This is a genomic window from Halobacillus sp. A1-3, from assembly GCF_050971765.1.
Classification (GTDB): Bacteria; Bacillota; Bacilli; order Bacillales; family Halobacillaceae; genus Halobacillus; species Halobacillus mangrovi_B.
Genome location: NZ_JBPCEO010000013.1, coordinates 34,940 through 54,521 on the forward strand (window position 1 = coordinate 34,940; position 19,582 = coordinate 54,521).

The 19,582-nt window shown below is 41.5% G+C and carries 19 protein-coding genes; 17 read left to right on the forward strand and 2 right to left on the reverse strand.

Features of this window, described 5'->3' with window-relative positions; all coding sequences use genetic code 11:
- Window positions 1-193: 193 nt before the first annotated feature.
- The 3 genes from ACRYKC_RS19095 to ACRYKC_RS19105 all read left to right on the forward strand — a co-directional run bounded on the left by ACRYKC_RS19095 (window position 194) and on the right by ACRYKC_RS19105 (window position 1,989).
- Window positions 194-1,450 (forward strand): DNA polymerase IV, encoded by a 1,257-nt coding sequence (locus ACRYKC_RS19095; protein WP_433809270.1) that lies wholly within the window; start codon window positions 194-196, stop codon window positions 1,448-1,450.
- A 121-nt stretch (window positions 1,451-1,571) separates the two neighbouring features.
- A complete protein-coding gene (locus ACRYKC_RS19100) occupies window positions 1,572-1,742 on the forward strand; it encodes a hypothetical protein (RefSeq protein ID WP_433809272.1) in 171 nt (56 codons plus the stop codon).
- 91 nt (window positions 1,743-1,833) lie between these two features.
- Window positions 1,834-1,989 carry a hypothetical protein gene (locus tag ACRYKC_RS19105; RefSeq protein WP_198162748.1) on the forward strand — a complete coding sequence of 52 codons (156 nt, stop codon included), beginning with the start codon at window positions 1,834-1,836 and terminating at the stop codon, window positions 1,987-1,989.
- 126 nt (window positions 1,990-2,115) lie between these two features.
- Here ACRYKC_RS19105 and sda read toward each other — a convergent pair whose 3' ends face one another.
- Entirely contained in the window at window positions 2,116-2,247 is a 132-nt protein-coding gene (gene sda / locus ACRYKC_RS19110; protein ID WP_085029375.1) for a sporulation histidine kinase inhibitor Sda, read from the reverse strand.
- Between the two features lie 328 nt (window positions 2,248-2,575).
- Here sda and ACRYKC_RS19115 point away from each other — a divergent pair, with 328 nt between their 5' ends.
- The 8 genes from ACRYKC_RS19115 to ACRYKC_RS19150 all read left to right on the forward strand — a co-directional run bounded on the left by ACRYKC_RS19115 (window position 2,576) and on the right by ACRYKC_RS19150 (window position 12,447).
- On the forward strand, window positions 2,576-3,562 hold the full coding sequence (locus ACRYKC_RS19115; protein ID WP_433809275.1) for a tetratricopeptide repeat protein: 987 nt from the start codon (window positions 2,576-2,578) through the stop codon (window positions 3,560-3,562).
- Window positions 3,563-3,717: 155 nt separating this feature from the next.
- Complete coding sequence (gene tig, locus ACRYKC_RS19120; RefSeq protein WP_433809277.1) at window positions 3,718-5,007, forward strand: trigger factor; 1,290 nt, start codon at window positions 3,718-3,720, stop codon at window positions 5,005-5,007.
- A gap of 326 nt (window positions 5,008-5,333) precedes the next feature.
- Window positions 5,334-6,611: an ATP-dependent protease ATP-binding subunit ClpX gene (gene clpX, locus ACRYKC_RS19125; RefSeq protein WP_433809279.1), complete on the forward strand. Its 1,278-nt coding sequence runs from the start codon at window positions 5,334-5,336 to the stop codon at window positions 6,609-6,611.
- Window positions 6,612-6,934: 323 nt separating this feature from the next.
- Window positions 6,935-9,265: an endopeptidase La gene (lon, locus tag ACRYKC_RS19130; protein WP_433809281.1), complete on the forward strand. Its 2,331-nt coding sequence runs from the start codon at window positions 6,935-6,937 to the stop codon at window positions 9,263-9,265.
- Window positions 9,255-9,842 carry a ribosome biogenesis GTP-binding protein YihA/YsxC gene (yihA, locus tag ACRYKC_RS19135; RefSeq protein WP_433809283.1) on the forward strand — a complete coding sequence of 196 codons (588 nt, stop codon included), beginning with the start codon at window positions 9,255-9,257 and terminating at the stop codon, window positions 9,840-9,842. The genes lon and yihA overlap by 11 nt, the downstream gene beginning before the upstream one ends.
- A 275-nt stretch (window positions 9,843-10,117) precedes the next feature.
- The gene (locus ACRYKC_RS19140) at window positions 10,118-10,957 is read left to right on the forward strand and encodes a transporter substrate-binding domain-containing protein (RefSeq protein ID WP_433809285.1); all 840 of its coding nucleotides are present in this window, start codon (window positions 10,118-10,120) and stop codon (window positions 10,955-10,957) included.
- Window positions 10,958-11,027: 70 nt separating this feature from the next.
- Complete coding sequence (locus ACRYKC_RS19145) at window positions 11,028-11,693, forward strand: amino acid ABC transporter permease (protein ID WP_433809287.1); 666 nt, start codon at window positions 11,028-11,030, stop codon at window positions 11,691-11,693.
- A gap of 31 nt (window positions 11,694-11,724) precedes the next feature.
- A complete protein-coding gene (locus ACRYKC_RS19150) occupies window positions 11,725-12,447 on the forward strand; it encodes an amino acid ABC transporter ATP-binding protein (RefSeq protein ID WP_433809325.1) in 723 nt (240 codons plus the stop codon).
- A 43-nt stretch (window positions 12,448-12,490) separates the two neighbouring features.
- On the opposite strand, the gene ACRYKC_RS19155 is transcribed toward ACRYKC_RS19150, so the two are convergent.
- Window positions 12,491-12,970 (reverse strand): LiaI-LiaF-like domain-containing protein, encoded by a 480-nt coding sequence (locus ACRYKC_RS19155; protein WP_433809289.1) that lies wholly within the window; start codon window positions 12,968-12,970, stop codon window positions 12,491-12,493.
- 251 nt (window positions 12,971-13,221) lie between these two features.
- Between ACRYKC_RS19155 and hemA the strand changes: the two genes are divergently transcribed.
- Genes hemA through hemL form a run of 6 tightly spaced genes read left to right on the forward strand, consistent with a single transcriptional unit; the run spans window position 13,222 to window position 19,440 of the window.
- Window positions 13,222-14,592 carry a glutamyl-tRNA reductase gene (gene hemA / locus ACRYKC_RS19160; protein WP_433809291.1) on the forward strand — a complete coding sequence of 457 codons (1,371 nt, stop codon included), beginning with the start codon at window positions 13,222-13,224 and terminating at the stop codon, window positions 14,590-14,592.
- Window positions 14,593-14,606: 14 nt separating this feature from the next.
- The gene (locus ACRYKC_RS19165; protein ID WP_433809293.1) at window positions 14,607-15,425 is read left to right on the forward strand and encodes a cytochrome c biogenesis protein; all 819 of its coding nucleotides are present in this window, start codon (window positions 14,607-14,609) and stop codon (window positions 15,423-15,425) included.
- 18 nt (window positions 15,426-15,443) lie between these two features.
- Window positions 15,444-16,373, forward strand: coding sequence for a hydroxymethylbilane synthase (gene hemC, locus ACRYKC_RS19170; protein ID WP_433809295.1), 930 nt, complete (start codon window positions 15,444-15,446; stop codon window positions 16,371-16,373).
- Window positions 16,373-17,146, forward strand: a complete 774-nt coding sequence (locus ACRYKC_RS19175; protein ID WP_433809297.1) for a uroporphyrinogen-III synthase — start codon at window positions 16,373-16,375, stop codon at window positions 17,144-17,146. The genes hemC and ACRYKC_RS19175 overlap by 1 nt, the downstream gene beginning before the upstream one ends.
- A 1-nt stretch (window position 17,147) precedes the next feature.
- Entirely contained in the window at window positions 17,148-18,125 is a 978-nt protein-coding gene (hemB, locus tag ACRYKC_RS19180) for a porphobilinogen synthase (protein ID WP_433809299.1), read from the forward strand.
- A gap of 28 nt (window positions 18,126-18,153) precedes the next feature.
- The gene (gene hemL, locus ACRYKC_RS19185; RefSeq protein ID WP_433809301.1) at window positions 18,154-19,440 is read left to right on the forward strand and encodes a glutamate-1-semialdehyde 2,1-aminomutase; all 1,287 of its coding nucleotides are present in this window, start codon (window positions 18,154-18,156) and stop codon (window positions 19,438-19,440) included.
- Window positions 19,441-19,582: the final 142 nt, after the last annotated feature.

Here is a 19,582-nt window from a genome sequence, read left to right on the forward strand (position 1 = left end):
CCTTTATTCTCTCTATTGAGGAATAAACCTTGATGATCTCACTCATATTGCAGAGTGAGATCTTTTTTTTTGGTTCAAATAACCTAGGAAGATATAGGGTTCAAAGTGAGGTTTCTAAAAATTTCATGTATACATCATTCGAGAAACTGGGTATAATAACAGAACAAACGTTCGTATTGTTGAGGTGTTGAAAGTGGATTACGCAGGATATCCGCGAAACGATGTATTATGCATTGATATGCGTAGCTTTTACGCAAGTGTTGAATGTATGAAAAGAGGGCTGGATCCTAAGACCGCGCTTTTAGCAGTAGTCGGAGATACAAGACGAAAAGGGAGTATTGTTCTGGCAGCTTCTCCGATGCTGAAAAAGAAACATGGAATCAGCAACGTCAGTCGTTTTTTTGAATTACCGGACGATCCGAATCTGGTTATCGCACCTGCTCATATGGGAGACTATTTAGAAGTATCTGTAGAAATCACTAAAATGATAAAAAACTATGTGCCACAGGAAGCGATTCACGTTTATTCTGTTGATGAACTATGGGTGACGATTAATGGGCTCGGGAGGCTATATGGATCACCTTATGATATAGCCAAAATGATCCAATCAGAAATTAGAGAACAGTTTGGGATAGAATGTGTCATTGGAATCGGTGATAATAAATTTCTCGCAAAGGTAGTCATGGACATCCATGCAAAAAAAGCAGAAGACGGAATTGCAGAATGCCGTTACGAAGATGTCGCAGAGAAGCTATGGCCTTGCGATATTCATGATATTTGGGGAATTGGGTCAAGGATGACGAGGAACTTAAACAGGATGGGGATTCTTACTCTTGGTCACCTGGCTAATCATCCGTTGAAATACTTAAAGAAGAACTATGGAATTATGGGTGAACAGCTTTACTGGCATGCATGGGGAATTGATTTAAGCCCGGTTTATGGAAACTTCGTAAAGACGGAGCAAAAGTCTTATGGACACGGCATTACTTTGTTGCGGGATTATGATACAGAGGAAATCTATGCCTGTCTGCTGGATCTGTGTGAAGAGGCATGCAGAAGGGCAAGGATAGACGGCAAAGAAGGGCGTACGGTTCACCTTGGCATCGGGTATTCGAGCGAAACGGGAGGTGGATTCAGCAGGTCTATGTCTGTTCAGGTTCCGACCAATATTACGATGGATATGTATGCGGTGTGTCTGAAACTGTTTCACCGGTTTTATGACGGTGGAAGCAAAATCAGGAGAGCTTCGGTGGCTTTGACGAATCTTGGTGATGAATTCGACGTGCAGCTCAGTCTGTTTGATAACCAGCCAAAGAAAAAAGATCTGGCAGAAGCCATGGATATGATTCGTGAGAAGTATGGTTCGACGGCTGTGTTAAGGGCGAGCAGCTACACAAGTGGCGGTATTACGATTGAGCGAAGCAAAAAAATCGGCGGGCATTATGCTTAAAGTACATTCGACACAAAATTACATTATTATAATGAAGAAACTCGGATACGGAATAGAAAAAAGTAGTTAGAAAAACCACTCCATGTCCTTGCTCATACGATAGAGCAGAGGAGTGGTAAAGATGTTTGTGTTCATTTATTTTCTTATCGGCCTCGCTTTATGTGCACTGACAAAAAAGCCTGAGCCCGTAACGAAAGAAGAAAGATTGATCTATATGTATCAGTTGCTGCTGTTTTTGACATTTTGGCCAGTCATTTTTCTATACAGAGGATTCAGAAGGAAAAAAGTGTAGACTTAAGGAAGAACTTCTCAAGCATAGAAAGTACGGACTTTTCACAATATAATAAAGCCTTAACGGCAATCAATGCGAGGAGTGAAGTCCGATGAAGAATAGAAATATTCAATGGTTACCGATCGTAGCCTCCATTGGTATTGGAGCAGCAACTTATAGTATGATGACAGGTCAAGGCGGTCAGCTGCAGAACGTTTTACCGGGACTTGCAAAGATGTCTGGTCAACAGAATCAGCAATCTTCATAAGCAAGGGTCCCTTTCCTTCTAAAAAAGGCGGACATTCCAGTAGGAGTGTCCGCCTTCTTCTTTGCTATATCTAAAAAACATTGCCGTCTTCAGCAATGCGATGATGTTAGTCGTGTATGTAAGCAATTATTGTGCAGGGATTTTAATTTCTCTTTTGTCTATTTCCTTTGATACCAAATGGACAAATTCATCGTCTAATTGCAGCTTCAGTGACTCCAGATACGTCTCAAGTAATGTTTGATCATCAAGCAGTGACAACCCTCACATCTCCTTACTCTTTTTTTCTTGTTCTGAAATTTAAATCACATTTATTTATTCTAACAAAAAAAATCATTTTCACATGAGTCAATCTTCCTGTTTTATGGAAGCCTATGTATATTATGTTCGAATAATACATAAAGCGGGGAGACGGATGTTGTAGAGAGATGGGGGTTCTTGCCCGAAAAAACAATAAGGTAATTCCATTGTTTTTCGAGAGCATCTCCTTTATGATAACGTAATAAACTCATTTAAGAACGTGTTTGTTTTTAATGGATAAAGGAAAGAATAGGGAAAAAGGAATGATACGATTAGGGAAGGGTGGCTTATGGAAAAAAATGATGGAAACATTGTAATGTTCCCCAAATGGAAGTCGAGGCTCGAAAGTACAGGCCTTCAAGCGCTTAAAGAGAAAAAGTATGAGGAGGCTTTAGAAGCTTTACAACCTTTATTAGATTATGGCGTAGCTTCAAATGATGTTGTCACAGGAATTCTAATGAGCTGGATTGAACTTGGTAACTTTGATGAGGCAGAAGAATTGTGCCAAAAACAAATGAAAGAGAATATGGATCAGTACTATCACTACTTACATATATACATAACTATCCTTTTTCAATCCAACCGCTATCAGGACATCGTAGACTTGCTTGACGAAGTTTTTGAGGAAGAAGAAATTCCTCACCAAACCCGTACACAGCTCTGGCAAATGTACGAAGTCAGTCGTAAGTTATTAGAGGATTACCATAAAGAAAAAGGTAAAGAGTTACATAGTGATTTCCTGGAAGCTCTGGAGAAAGATGATGTGCGTAAGCAGTGGGTGCTCCTTGAGCAGTTAAAAAAGCAACCGGCGCAGTCATATATCGATACGTTCACAACTGTGCTTCAGAATAAAACGACGCACCCAATTATTAAAACAGCTATTATTGAATGGTTCAGAGATAGTCAAGTGGATCAGTCGCTTTCTTTTTACAAATTCGGACAACAAATGGAAATTAATCCTTTAGATTTAAACCCACTGCAGTCTGATTATATTCTGAAGCAAATACAAATGAGGCTGAGCGGCATTGAACAGAGCAACCCGACAATGTATGAGATGCTCAATAAGTTCCTTTCCCACTACTGTTATGTGCGGTACCCTATTTATCCGGATGAACAAGAAGTTCCAGCGATTGTAGAAGCATTGAAGCAGCTCGGGCACGAGTATTTGCAGCTTCCCTACCATGCAGACCAAGGGGATGAGCAAGTGCAGACATATAAGGAAGAAATCGAGCTCTGTGAACAGCACTATTTGTTGATTGTTGGCGAATCCCCGTGAAAATCCAGAACACATGAGGACAATTCTTGAAAGCCCGCATGATTATGTTATAATATAGTGGTTGCAAATGAGATTCGTATGTAGAAAGAGTCATAGAATCAACGAACAATCGTCACTGACGAAATTGAAAGAATAGATGTTGGAGGGAATTTTTTATGTCAGCAAAATGGGAAAAGCAAGAAGGCAATCAGGGTACATTAACTGTAGAAGTACCTGCAAGTGAGTTCGACAAAGCACTTGATCAAGCCTTTCAAAAAGTTGTAAAGCAGGTACAAGTACCAGGTTTCCGTAAGGGTAAAGTACCTCGTAAACTATTCGAAAGCCGCTTCGGTGTAGAGTCTCTATACCAGGATGCGCTTGATATCATTCTTCCTCAAGCTTATACAGAAGCTGTAGAAGAGACAGGCATCGAGCCAGTTGATCGTCCAGAAGTGGATGTAAAAGAAATCGAAAAAGGCAAAGACCTTGTATTCACGGCAGAAGTTACCGTTAAACCTGAAGTGAAACTTGGAGAGTACAAAGGTCTTGAAGTAGAAGAACTTAGCACAGAAGTTACTGATGAAGATGTTCAAAATGAACTGAAGCAAATGCAAGAGAAACAAGCAGAGCTTGTTGTTAAAGAAGAAGGCGAAGTAGAAGACGGCGACACAGTCGTTATGGACTTCGAAGGCTTCGTAGACGGTGAAGCATTTGAGGGCGGACAAGCAGATAACTACTCTCTAGAAGTAGGTTCTGGTTCATTCATCCCTGGCTTTGAAGAACAGCTTGTTGGTAAGAAAGCAGGAGAAGAAGTCGATGTAACTGTCACTTTCCCTGAAGAATACCATGCAGAAGATCTTGCTGGTAAAGAAGCGACTTTCAAAGTTAAGATCCATGAAGTAAAAGGAAAAGAACTTCCTGAACTAGACGACGAATTCGCGAAAGATGTCGATGAAGATGTCGAATCTCTTGACGAACTAACGAAGAAAACTCGTGAGCGTCTTGAAGAGCAGAAGAAGACAGAAGCTGACAACCACAAGCGTGATTCACTAGTACAACAAGCTTCTGAAAACGCAGAAGTGGAAATTCCTGAAGCAATGACTCAAACAGAACTTGATCGTATGGTTCAAGAATTCGAACAGCGTCTTCAAATGCAAGGCATGACGAAAGACATGTACTTCCAATTCACTGGTCAAGATGAAGATGCCCTTCGCGAGCAAATGAAAGAAGATGCTGAAAAGCGCGTGAAAACAAACTTGACTCTAGAAGCGATTTCCGAAGCAGAAAATGTAGAAGTTTCTGATGAAGATGTGAACGCTGAACTTGAGAACATGGCTTCCACGTATCAAACAGATGTAGCGCAATTGACGCAAATGCTAGGCGGAAACACGGACATGATTAAAGAAGATCTGAAAGTCCGCAAAGCGATCGACGTTCTTGTTGCAAACAGCAAATCAGCTGAATAATAGTTTAAGAAGACAAGGTGTAATTTCTACACCTTGTCTTCTCATATATTTTCTTACTTAGACTTGTATAACCCAGATCGTTCGTGGACAACATGAATGATACAACCATCGTTTTACATATAATTATAGAGGTTTGATTTGTTTGACTTCTCACTGACATATCTACATAATGAGGGTGATGCAATAGAGTCTCGCACACCTCTAATAGGTATTGCTTTTTTGTTTGGAGTTTATTTGGTATGATGGGCAAAAGAACTGAATCGTTTAAGACGTATCTTAAAAATTCAGTCGCAACTATTGCGTCATTTTATTAAGGGGTGAAACGTATGTTTAAATTTAACGATGAAAAAGGACAACTGAAATGTTCTTTCTGCGGTAAAAGTCAGGATCAAGTTCGTAAGCTTGTCGCAGGACCTGGCGTATATATTTGTGATGAATGTATTGAATTATGTACGGAAATTGTAGAAGAAGAGCTAGGAAATGAAGAAGAAGTGGAATTCAAGGAGGTACCAAAGCCTCAGGAAATTCGTGAAATTCTTAACGACTACGTGATCGGGCAGGATCAGGCGAAGAAAAACTTGTCTGTAGCCGTTTATAACCACTACAAACGTATTAATGCTGGCGTGAAAAATGATGATGTAGAGCTTTCTAAAAGTAACATTCTTATGTTAGGGCCTACAGGTAGCGGTAAAACACTACTTGCCCAAACGTTAGCTCGTATTTTGAATGTTCCGTTTGCAATTGCTGATGCAACATCACTCACAGAAGCTGGATATGTAGGTGAGGACGTTGAAAACATCCTTCTTAAATTGATCCAGGCTGCTGATTATGATGTGGAAAAAGCAGAAAAAGGAATCATCTACATTGATGAGATCGATAAAGTGGCACGTAAATCAGAAAACCCTTCCATTACTCGTGATGTATCTGGTGAAGGTGTGCAGCAAGCCTTGCTGAAAATTCTTGAAGGAACGCAAGCAAGTGTGCCTCCACAAGGCGGACGTAAGCATCCTCATCAAGAATTCATCCAAATTGATACAACAAATGTGTTGTTCATTGTGGGTGGTGCGTTTGACGGAATCGATCAAATCATCAAACGCCGTCTAGGTAAGAAAGTCATCGGCTTCGGCTCTGAACAGAGCTCAAACGAATCCGAGAAGAAAGAATTGCTTACTAAAGTACTTCCAGAAGACTTGCTAAGCTATGGTTTAATTCCGGAATTTATCGGCCGTTTGCCGGTTATCGGAAGCCTGGAGCAGCTGGATGAAGATGCGCTTGTAGAAATCTTGACCAAACCTAAGAATGCCCTTGTGAAGCAGTATCAAAAACTCTTCCAGATCGACCATGTCGAGCTTGAGATTGAAGAAGAAGCCCTGCGTGAAATTGCCCGCTTAGCGATTGAGCGCAAAACAGGTGCCCGGGGACTTCGTTCAATCATTGAAGGCATTATGTTAGATGTCATGTATGAACTTCCGTCCCGTGATGACATTGAGAAATGTATCATTACGAAAGACACGGTAATTGCTGATAATGGTCGTCCTAAACTTATTTTGACAGATGGAACGGTTGAAGATGAGAATAAAGAATCTCCTAAGGAAAGTGCATAAACAACTTTAGGGTCCTTCATGATTATTACTAAGCCGCGCTGCATCCAACTGTAGCGCGGCTTCAATATTTTTGAAGAGTAAGTCTTTATAACTAAGGGAATAGGTACATAAAGTCTGTTTCTGCCTGCTTTTTTGGTCTGTGAATTGAGGATGAAAGTGTCTGTTCATGCTCATAATATGGATATCATTTGAAAAAAGGCCCCTTGACGCTATCGTGTGAAGGGGTTTCCGCATTGCGCTTCAGGCATGTTGATTCGTTTACTTTACAAAAGGATTTATATATGATTAGAATACGTATTTGCATTATACGGAGGTGCATGTAAATGACAGAGAAACAAAGAAATCAAATTCCCCTCCTTCCTCTTAGAGGATTGTTAGTGTACCCATCGATGGTTCTGCACCTTGATGTCGGTCGTGAAAAATCCGTCAATGCTCTTGAGCAAGCGATGATGGACGATAATGAAATCTTCTTAGTTTCACAAAAAGAAGTAAATATTGATGATCCATCTTCCGAAGATATGTACACGGTCGGCACAGTCGCAAGAGTAAAACAGATGGTCAAACTTCCAAATGGCACGAACCGCGTATTGGTAGAGGGCCTATATCGTGCCACTATAGACCAATTGAACGAAGGGGACGACTATTACCAGGCGAACATATTTAAGCTCGAAGACGAGCATGAAGACAAGAATGAAGAAGAAGCTCTCATGCGGACGTTGATGAATCAATTCGAGCAGTATGTCAAAGTCTCAAAAAAAGTCAGTCAGGAGACCTACAACACTGTCTCCGATATCGATGACCCAAGTCATCTGGCTGATATGGTCACTTCTCATCTGCCTGTAAAATTAAAGGACAAGCAGAAGATTCTTGAAACAGAAAATGTGAAAAAACGCCTTCAAAAGTTGATTGAATTGATCGGAAACGAGCGTGAAGTCCTTCAGATCGAACAGAAAATCGGACAGCGCGTCAAAAAATCAATGGAGAAGACACAAAAAGAATATTACTTGCGTGAGCAAATGAAAGCCATTCAAAGTGAGCTTGGTGACAAAGACGGCAAAACTGGCGAAGTCGCTCAACTTAAAGAGAAAATTGAACAATCGGAGATGCCGGAACGCGTAGAAAAGGTTGCTTTGAAAGAACTTGGCAGGTATGAGAAAGTACCTCAAAGCTCAGCTGAAAGTTCAGTAATAAGGAATTACCTTGAGTGGCTTGTATCCTTGCCATGGGCAAGTGAAACAGAAGATAATCTCGATGTAAGACACGCTGAAAAAATTCTTGATGAAGACCACTATGGTTTAGAAAAAGTGAAGGAACGCGTACTCGAGTACCTGGCTGTCCAGAAGTTGACCCAGACAATCAAAGGACCGATCTTATGCTTAGTTGGTCCTCCGGGAGTCGGAAAAACATCACTTGCGAAATCTATAGCACGAGCAATTAATCGTAAGTTCGTAAGGATTTCCCTTGGTGGGGTTCGTGATGAGGCTGAGATCCGAGGACATAGAAGAACGTATATCGGAGCAATGCCTGGACGAATTATTCAAGGAATGAAACGTGCGGAAACGATCAATCCAGTGTTTTTATTGGATGAGATCGATAAGATGGCAAGTGACTTTAGAGGTGATCCATCTTCTGCAATGCTGGAAGTACTCGATCCAGAACAGAATGGAACATTCAGTGATCACTTTATCGAAGAACACTATGACCTTTCGAAAGTCATGTTCGTTGCGACTGCGAATAATATGGCTTCTATTCCTGGCCCTTTAAGAGACCGTATGGAAGTCATCACAATTGCAGGTTATACAGAAGTAGAGAAGCTGCACATTGCAAAAGAACACTTGCTTCCAAAGCAGGTGGAGCAAAATGGCTTGAAGAAAGGACAGCTTCAAATTCGTGAAGAAGCTCTGCTTAAGCTGATTCGCAGATACACGAGAGAAGCAGGAGTCCGTGGTTTAGAGCGTGAACTGGCAAGCCTTTGCCGTAAAGCAGCGAAGATTATCGTGGCGGGTGAGAAGCAGCGGGTTGTCGTTACTGAGAAACAGCTGGAAGAGCTGTTAGGACGTCCAAAATTCCGCTATGGGCAAGCCGAACTGGAAGACCAGGTCGGAGCGGCAACAGGGCTTGCGTACACGACGGCAGGCGGAGATACGTTATCCATTGAAGTTTCGATCTACCCTGGTAAAGGCAACTTGACGCTTACCGGAAAACTTGGAGACGTCATGAAAGAATCTGCTCAGGCGGCTTTCAGTTATATTAGATCTAGAGCGAAAGAGCTTCATATTGATGCTGATTTTGTAGAGAAAAACGACATCCACATCCACGTTCCTGAAGGGGCTACACCTAAAGATGGACCCTCTGCGGGAATCACGATGGCTACAGCACTCGTGTCTGCTTTAACAGGTCGCTCTGTAAGAAAAGAAGTCGGCATGACCGGTGAAATCACCCTGAGAGGCCGTGTACTGCCAATTGGTGGACTGAAAGAGAAATCGTTAAGTGCCCATAGAGCAGGATTGTCCAAAATCATCATTCCGGCAGACAATGAAAAAGACCTAGAGGATATTCCAGACAGCGTACGGAAGGGACTAACTTTTATTCCGGTCAAGCATTTGGATGAAGTTCTCAAACATGCATTAGTGGAGGACAAACATGAAAGTTAATACCGCTGACATCGTCATTAGTGCAGTCAGTAAAAAACAATATCCGAAGGCTCCCATCCCTGAGATTGCTCTAGCTGGAAGATCGAACGTTGGAAAATCATCATTCATAAACAAGATGATTCAACGAAAGAACCTTGCACGTACATCTTCTAAACCAGGGAAGACCCAGACGTTAAATTTTTATATCATTAATGATCAATTTCACTTTGTTGATGTTCCTGGATATGGCTATGCCAAAGTTTCCAAAAAGGAACGTGAAAAGTGGGGGCAAATGATGGAGGAATATTTCTCTGAACGTGAGCAGTTGCGCGCAACTGCTCTCATCATCGATGTTCGTCATAAGCCAACTGAAGATGATCAGTTAATGTATGACTTCTTAAAACATTTTGGGCTGCCTGTAATGGTGATCGCGACAAAGCTGGATAAAATTAAAAAAGGTCAGCGTCAAAAGCAGCTGAAGTTGATTCAAGAGGTGCTTGAGATGGAAGACGAAGATACGCTTATTCCTTTTTCTTCGGAAACAGGAGAGGGGAAAGACGTTGCATGGAGAACCATGCTATCTCACTTGAATCTATAAAGTGAAACCACTTCTTAACATAAGAAGTGGTTTTTTAGTTTCCTATGATTGTAGAAGAGACTGTATAGATATACATATTTAGACTAATATAAAGGATATAAGTGTATTTATAAGCATTTTGACGTATGATTGTACAAAACATACGTTTTTGGGAGTTTTTACGTATATTCACTACGCTTTAAATTTTGGGAAAACTTTGAACAATCGATATAATTAAGAGTGTGACATTTATTACAGCAATGTAACAATATGATGAAGGGAAGGATTTGGACTTTATGAGAAAATGGTTATTTATGATCACTCTAAGTTTTCTAATGATCTTCACGCTTGCTGCCTGTGGCACCAGTGATGAAGGTGAGAACACGTCGGGTGATACAAACGATAGTGAAAATACATCAGAAGGTTCAGATGCATCCGGTTCTGAATACGACTTAGTTGAAGATGGGAAATTCACTTTTGCTGCTTCCGGTGAATTCAAACCGTTCAGCATGACGAATGCAAGTGGAGAAATGACTGGCTTCGATATCGATGTTGCCAATGCAATTGCTGAAGAACTAGGGTTAGAACCTGTTCAGCAGAAACAGAAGTTTGCTTCTATTGTAGAAGGCGTTAAAACCGGTCGTTTTGATGCTGCTGTAGCCAGCCACACGATTACAGAAGAACGTGCGAAGGAAGTAGATTTCTCAACTCCCTATTATTATTCGGGAGCTCAAATCTTCACTCGTCCCGACAGTGACATTGAAGCTCTAGAAGACCTTGAAGGTAAGGAAATTGCTGTTTCCAAGGGATCAACTTATAGTAAATTCGCAGAAGAGGTTACGGACAATATTAAAACATATGACAGTGATGTTGTTGCTTTGCAATCTCTTGCCAAAGGCCGTCATGATGCCGTAATTACTGACTTTTTGACAGGTAAAGAAGCTAAGGGTCAAGGCCTTGAAATTGAAGCTAAAAAAATGATTGAGCGCAGCGAACAAGCGGTTGCGGTTGCTAAAGGCAACGAAAAACTATTAGAAGATATCAATGCAGCTCTAGATAAACTTCGTGAAGATGGAACACTTGCTGAAATTAGTAAAGAATACTTTGGTGAAGATATTACAACGAAACCAGAGTAACATCAGACTTGAAGTCAAAAAGAGTGCGCATCCCGCGTACTCTTTTTGCCATTAATGAGGAGTTGAGATCATGTATTTGAATTTTATAGGATTCTGGGAAGCGCTTGTCAATAGTCGTGGAATCTTTATTGAAGCGGCCCAGATGACGTTGGCGCTGACCGCTGTTTCTATTTTTATCGCAATCTTTATCGGTTTATTTTTTGCTTTATTAAAAATATCGAATATCAAAGTTTTAGAATGGATCGCTAACACTTATATTTACATTGTGCGCGGTACTCCACTTATTGTACAAATCTTCGTGTTCTACTATGGTTTGACGAACGTGTGGATGATCAGCGGTTTCTGGTCTGTTTCGTTAGGACTTGCCTTCCACAATGGAGCGTATATCGCAGAAATATTCAGAGGATCGATTCAATCGATTGGAAAAGGACAAACCGAGGCTGGTCGTTCACTTGGAATGAGCCGTTCCCTCACGATGCGCCGTATCATTTTGCCCCAAGCTTTCCGTCGAGCATTGCCTCCTTTGGGTAATCAGTTTATCATTGGTCTGAAAGATTCATCTCTAGCTGCGTTTATCGGCGTCTCAGAGATTTTCGCTGTCGCCACGACCCAAGGGGCGAACTCGTTCGACTATATGACCTGGTTGCTTGTGAGTGCTGTGTATTACCTCATCCTCGTATTCTTACTAACGCTCGTTGTGAGCTTGGTTGAGAAGAAAATGGCAGTGAGTGACTAACTAGAGGAGGAAATCGAGATTGAGTAAAAATATGATCCAAGTCAATAAGTTAAATAAATATTTTGGTGATCTACATGTGTTGAAAGATATCGACTTTAGCGTCGATGAAAATGAAGTTGTCGTCTTGATCGGAGCCAGTGGTTCTGGTAAAAGTACGATGCTTCGCTGTCTCAATTTCTTAGAAATGAAGAACAGTGGAGATATTTATATTAAAGGCAAGCAAGTCGATCCCAAAAAAGATAATCTGAATGATTACAGGCAAAAAGTTGGAATGGTGTTTCAACATTTTAACTTATTTCCCCATAAGACAGTACTAGGAAATGTTATGGAAGCTCCCACTCAGGTGAAGGGTATTTCCAAAGCTCAAGCGAAAAAAGATGGAAAAGAGCTGCTTGAAAAAGTTGGCCTGGGAGAGAAAGCGGATGATTATCCATCTCGATTGTCAGGGGGCCAGAAACAGCGTGTTGCGATTGCGCGAGCATTGGCCATGAAGCCTGAAATCATGCTTTTTGATGAACCGACTTCTGCACTGGACCCTGAACTCGTCGGGGAAGTGCTTCAAACAATGAAAAACCTCGCTAAAGAGGGAATGACGATGGTTGTCGTTACCCACGAGATGGGCTTTGCTCGCGAAGTAGCAGATCGTGTCGTCTATATGCATGACGGGAAAATCGTTGAAACGGGAGCACCTAAGGACATCTTCGAAAATCCAAAAGAAGAAAGAACACAGGCATTCTTAAGCTCTATTTTATAAAAGTAAAACCCGCTATGTGGCATAGCGGGTTTTTTGCTGCTTGTTAATTTTTTTTAAGCATGTAAAAGCCGAAAACGATCAGTACGACAGGCCAGAACTTTTCAATCCATTGAAAAATCATTTGGATGGACGTGAACCAGGAAGGTGCAGTCGGTACAAGCAATGCAAATAAACCAAGTCCTACTAAGATAAGGGCAGGGATCAACCCCGACTTTGTCTTCTGGTATCGTAATAGAAAAGCGATGCCGATAATGAGGAGGTAAATACTCCAGTGGTCAATCCAAAAAGGAAAATGATTCAGGCCGTGAAAATGAACCCCAAAACCTAGAAGCAGAGCTCCTGTAAATATATTTGAATAATCTTTCGTAAGATAACTATGTAACAAAAAAGCGACTCCAACAATCATGAGCAGTGTAGGCCATGAGTAGAATTGGCTTAAAAAGGGAATATTGAATTGACGAATCAAAAAGTACAAACCCAATCCAACAAGTAAAAAGCCTATGAATGAATTCTGTTTTTTCATTTAAAAATCCCGTCCTTCTAACGCAAGAAAAATGTCCACTCCTTGCGAATTACCGCATGTTTTGGTATATTACAAACGGATTATAATTTTGTATTGTTCTATAAAAATAGTAATGATTTCTTGATCATATAACATTATCGTATCATAACAGTTTCAAAATCTGTTCAAATTTTTACAGAAAAATTTATACGTTTACATGTTATAATGAGTGATATGTGATAAGTCTGGAACGTTTAATGGGGGTAGATGTGATGCACATTTTAGCTGTAGGTCTTAATTATAAAACAGCCCCTGTGGAAATTAGAGAAAAGCTTACCTTCTCTGAACAACACGTCAATGAGGCAATGGTCCAACTAAACGCCCGAAAAAGTGTGTTGGAGAATGTAATTATTTCTACATGCAATCGCACGGAAATTTTTGCAGTGGTCGACCAGCTGCATACAGGCCGTTATTACATTAAGCAGTTTTTAGCTGACTGGTTTAATGTAGACAAAGAGGAATTTTCTTCTTTTCTTTCTTTTTATGAAACGGACGGTGCGATAGAACATTTGCTGCGTGTAACTGCCGGTCTTGACTCGATGGTACTGGGAGAAACACAAATTCTGGGGCAGATGAAGCAATCCTTTATTCGTGCGCAGGAAGCTGGGGCAACGGGCACGATTTTTAATCAATTGTTCAAACAAGCGATTACAATGGCCAAAAAAGCGCACAAAGAAACTGAAATTGGTGAGAATGCCGTTTCAGTAAGTTACGCTGCCGTGGAGTTGGCGCGTAAAATCTTCGGTGACTTGGTAAACAAGCATATCGTTATTTTAGGTGCAGGAAAAATGGGAGAGCTTGCAGCCAAAAACCTGCATGGTTCTGGGGTGCGTAAAGTATCCGTAGTGAACCGTACTTTCTCTAAAGCACAAGTAGTGGCGGATCAATTTAATGGACAAGCGATGACGATGGAAGACTTGGATTCCGTTCTATCTGATGCGGATATTGTGATCAGTTCTACTGGTTCGAAAGACTATGTGATTACTCGTGAGCGCATGGATCCAATTCATCGCAAACGAAAAGGAAAGCCGCTTTTCTTTGTAGACATTGCCGTTCCAAGAGATCTCGATCCCGCTATGGAAAGTTTAGAGAGTGTCTTCCTCTACGATATTGATGATCTTCAAGGAATTGTCGATGCTAATCTAGCGATGCGCAAACAAGCAGCTGAAGAAATTGAAATTATGATCGAAGCGGAAATTGTAGAATTTAAACAGTGGCTGCAAACCATTGGTGTCGTTCCCGTCATTTCTGCTTTAAGGTCTAAAGCTCTTGGAATTCAGGCAGAAACGATGAAAAGCATTGAGCGGAAGATGCCTGACTTAACCGATCGAGAGCGAAAAGTGCTCAGCAAACACACTAAGAGCATTATTAATCAGATGCTGAAGGATCCGATTCTTCAGGCGAAAGAATTAGCCGCACAGCCAGATTCTGAAGAAACATTACGCTTGTTTACAAAAATCTTTGGAATTGAAGAGCAAGTGGAAAATGAGATTGAGCAGCAGGAGAAAAAGCACACCGCTTCAAAGCACCGTGAAGAAACCAGTGAGTCTTTTCCTGTCATTAATTCGATTGCTCATTCATAAGGGTGGACGTCCCTATGTTGGATTTTAAATGGGTATACGAACTCATCTTGTTACTTTATGGGCTAAGTTTAATTGGATATTTCATAGATTTTGTTCAGAATAACCGGAGGGCTAACCGAGTAGCCTTCTGGTTACTTAGTATGGTTTGGGGATTACAAACCTTTTTTTTATTGACTCAGGTTCTGATCAAAGAAAATTTTCCAATTATGACTGTCTATGACGGCCTATACTTTTATGCATGGATACTTGTTACTTTTTCTTTACTTATCAACCGGTTGTTCCGAGTTGATTTTCTAGTATTTTTTACAAATGTCGTTGGGTTTTTAGTGATGCTGATCCACCTGACAACACGTGCACAGAATGATTTGAAAAACCAGGGTGTACAGCTCGTCAATGAAATGCTGGTTGTGCACATTAGTCTTGCGATTGTGTCTTACGGATTTTTCACTTTATCATTCATCTTTTCGATCATGTATTTGCTGCAGTATCGATTACTGAAGCAGAAGAAATGGAATACAAAGCTGTTTCGCCTGGGAGATCTTACAAAACTCGACCACTTTTCTTATATAGCCGTCATTTTAGGGGTTCCTCTCTTGCTGATTGCGATAATTCTTGGGGTCACATGGGGATACGTGTCTTCGGATGTTTTTTACTGGTATGATTCTAAGACGTTAGGCTCTCTTCTTGTACTGCTCGTATATGTTGTTTACCTAATATTGAGGATCGTGAAGGGATACCAGGGCCGGATTATTTCATTATTTAATTCTGCTGCTTTTTTATTTTTATTGATTAATTTCTTTTTGTTCGGTTCTTTATCGAACTTTCATTTCTAGTGTTGAGGAGGAAGTAGTGTGAGAAAGATCGTCATTGGTTCACGAAAGAGTAAACTAGCGATTACTCAAACAGAGTGGGTGATCGAACAACTAAAAAACATCGATCCATCTTACGAATTCGAAATCAAACGAATTACGACTAAAGGGGATAAAATCCTCGACGTCACGTTATCTAAGGTCGGTGGAAAAGGCCTATTTATCAAAGAGATTGAGCAGGCTATGTATGATGGTGAGATCGATATGGCTGTGCACAGCATGAAAGACATGCCAGCTGTGGTTGCTGAAGGACTGACAGTGGCGTCTGTACCGATAAGAGAAGACCACCGTGATGCTTTTGTATCAGAAGGAAATGTGCCTTTAAAGGATTTGCCTGAAGGGGCGATCGTCGGTACAAGCAGTCTAAGGCGAGGTTCTCAGATTAAGGCTGTAAGACCTGATCTTGAAATCAAATGGATCCGTGGAAATATCGATACACGTCTTCGTAAGCTAAAAGATGAAGACTACGATGCGATTGTTCTTGCTGCTGCCGGCCTTAAACGAATGGGCTGGGATGATAATGTCGTAACTGAATACCTGGAGCCAGATGTGTGTGTGCCTGCTGTAGGTCAAGGAGCATTAGCAATCCAGTGCCGGGAGAATGATTCAGAACTTCGTGACTATCTGATGAAGCTCAATCATGAGTACACGGCAACAACAGTAGCTGCAGAGCGTAAGTTCCTCCATGATTTGAATGGAGGCTGCCAGGTCCCGATTGGAGGATACGCTCATCGAAAAGGCGAAGAAATCATCCTGACTGCCCTCGTAGGTTCTCCTGACGGGAAAACGATCTTGCATGAAACGGTAAGCGGGACAGATCCGATTGCAGTTGGGAAGATGGCAGCTGATCGTTTGAAAGCCCAGGGAGCGCAAGAGATCGTTGATCGAGCTAAAGAGGAGTATGAACAATAATGGAACCACTTGCGGGGAAGAGCGTGCTCGTTACACGAGGAAAGCCCCAGGCAAGTGCCTTTTCTGAACAAATCGAGAAGGCGGGAGGGGTCGCAGTGGAAACCCCTCTCCTTACTTTTCAATTGAATGATACAAAGGAGAATTATCATATCCTTACGAAACTTCACGACTATTCCTGGGTGTTTTTAACAAGCTCCAATGGCGTGAAGTTTTTTTTCGAACTGCTGAGAAGAAAAGGGATCACAGTTCCTGAAACCCTCCATTTTGCCATTATCGGTCAAAAAACAGAACGGATGCTTAAAGCCTTTGGTTACGCAGCCGATTTTATGCCAACGACGTATGATGCAAAAACAATGGGAAAGGAATTTTTCTCACGGTCGAATCATGTAGGGCCGATTTTATATGTAAGAGGAAATCGCTCTCGGGACGTGCTGCCTCACATCTTTGAAGAAAAGCGCGTGTTTTTTCAATCCATCACTGTCTATGATACGCTACTATTGAAAGAGGGTAAAAATAAACTATTGGACATGTTAAAGCGAGAAGAACTTGATGCGCTTACATTTACAAGTCCTTCAACTATACAGGCTTATCAATCACTCGTGAAAGCAGCGGAATTTAACGGGAAACACCTTCCATGCTTTTGTATAGGGCCGACAACTGCCGAAAAAGCTGAACGGTCAGGGTTTATAAATGTCTTTGTTCCGAAGCAGTACACCATTGACCACATGGTTGAACAGATCATCCAGTATTTTTCTGAAGAAGGGAAACGATAATATGCAAGATTTACAATTTAAGCGTCACCGTCGTCTGCGTCGGACAGAATCAATGCGAGCGTTAGTAAGAGAGACTCATTTACGTACAGAAGATCTCATTTATCCGATTTTTGTTGTAGAAGGTGAAGGGATAAGAAAAGAAGTGCCTTCGATGCCGGGTGTCCACCATGTTTCTCTCGACCACCTGACTGAGGAGATGAATGAACTTGTACGTTTAAATATTCGTTCCGTCATCGTATTTGGTGTTCCAGGAGAAAAAGATGAAGTAGGCAGCCAGGCGTATGATGAAGAAGGTATTGTTCAGCGAGCTATCCGTCAGATTAAAGAGGAAGTGCCATCCTTGACGGTTGTGGCAGATACATGTCTTTGCCAATATACAGATCATGGACATTGCGGAATTGTACGTGATGGAGATATCGCAAATGATGAATCATTAGAATACTTAACAAGAACAGCGGTAAGCCAAGCGGAAGCGGGAGCGGATATTATTGCTCCATCGAATATGATGGATGGGTTTGTTGCGGCCATTCGTCGAGGATTGGATGAAGCAGGATACAGCCAAATCCCAGTGATGTCATATGCCGTGAAATATGCGTCATCTTTTTACGGTCCATTCCGTGACGCTGCACATAGTTCCCCTCAGTTCGGTGACCGCAGAGCCTATCAGATGGACCCGTCTAATCGACTTGAAGCCATTAGAGAAGCGGAATCAGATGTAGAAGAAGGTGCTGATTTCTTAATCGTAAAACCTGCGCTTGCTTACCTGGATATTATGAGAGAAGTAAAGGATCGGTTTAATCTTCCTCTTGTTGCTTACAATGTAAGCGGGGAGTATTCCATGATTAAGGCAGCCGCACAAAATGGCTGGGTCAATGAACAGGAAATCGTCCTTGAAAAATTGACATCCATGAAGCGCGCAGGTGCCGACCTGATCATTACTTACTTTGCAAAAGATGCAGCAAAATGGCTTAACCAATAATTTAATAGTTTAGAAAGGATGCGATGCTATGAAGAATTTTGATCAATCATCAGCAGCATATCAAAAAGCTGTAGACCTTATGCCGGGTGGAGTCAATTCGCCTGTCCGTGCATTTAAATCTGTGAATATGGACCCGATTTTTATGGAAAAAGGAAAAGGTTCAAAAATGTATGACATCGATGGGAACGAATATATCGATTACGTTTTAAGCTTCGGGCCGCTTATTTTAGGCCATGCGGATGAAAATGTAACGGAAGCTCTGAAGAAAGCCACTGAACATGGGACAAGTTTCGGTACTCCTACTAAAATGGAAAATGCATTAGCCGAACTTGTAATTGAAAGAGTACCATCCATTGAAATGCTTCGTATGGTGAATTCCGGCACTGAGGCGACAATGAGTGCACTGCGTGTTGCACGCGGATACACCGGGCGTGATAAAATTCTCAAATTCGAGGGCAATTATCATGGACATGGTGACTCCTTATTGATCAAAGCAGGCTCTGGTGTTGCCACACTTGGACTCCCGGATTCTCCTGGGGTACCTGAATCTATCGCTCAAAATACAATTACTGTTCCTTACAATGATCTTGAAAGTGTCAATTATGTGTTCGAACAGTACGGGGATGACTTAGCTGCAGTCATCATTGAGCCTGTATCTGGAAACATGGGGGTAGTACCACCAACAGATGACTTTCTTCAAGACCTACGTACATTAACAGAAAAAAATGGCACCGTGCTGATCTTTGATGAGGTCATGACTGGATTCCGTGTAGGCTATCATAGCGCTCAAGGACATTTTGGAGTTACGCCTGATATGACTTGCCTTGGAAAAGTTATCGGAGGCGGACTGCCAGTAGGTGCTTACGGAGGTAAACGTGAAATCATGGAACGGGTAGCTCCTGTAGGGGATATTTATCAGGCAGGGACGCTATCTGGAAATCCGCTTGCCATGACAGCCGGATACGAAACGATTTCGGCTATGACGGAAGAAGCTTATGCCTCCATTAATCAAAAAGTAGACCGCCTAATTGAAGGCTATAAGCAAGCGGCTGAAAAACATAACATTCCGTTGACCGTAAACCGCGCTGGCTCTATGGTTGGATTTTTCTTCACAAATGATCCTGTCATTAATTTTGAAACGGCTAACCATTCAGACTTAGATTTATTTACTCGCTATTTCCAAGGAATGATTCAGGAAGGCATTTACCTTCCGCCTTCCCAATTTGAAGGTTTGTTTTTATCTGTTAAACATACAGATGAAGATATTGAGAAGACCATCGAAGCTGCAGAAAAAGTATTCGCTTCGATCAAATAGAGTCAACAAATTTCAGTGAAAGGAACTTCCTAAATTTAAGGAAGTTCCTTTATTTTTACGATCTTTAAAAGCAGTGCCCCATTATCTAGATCCAAGATTGGAACCACATGATCACTTGTCCCGCACCTATGTTGAGGTGATC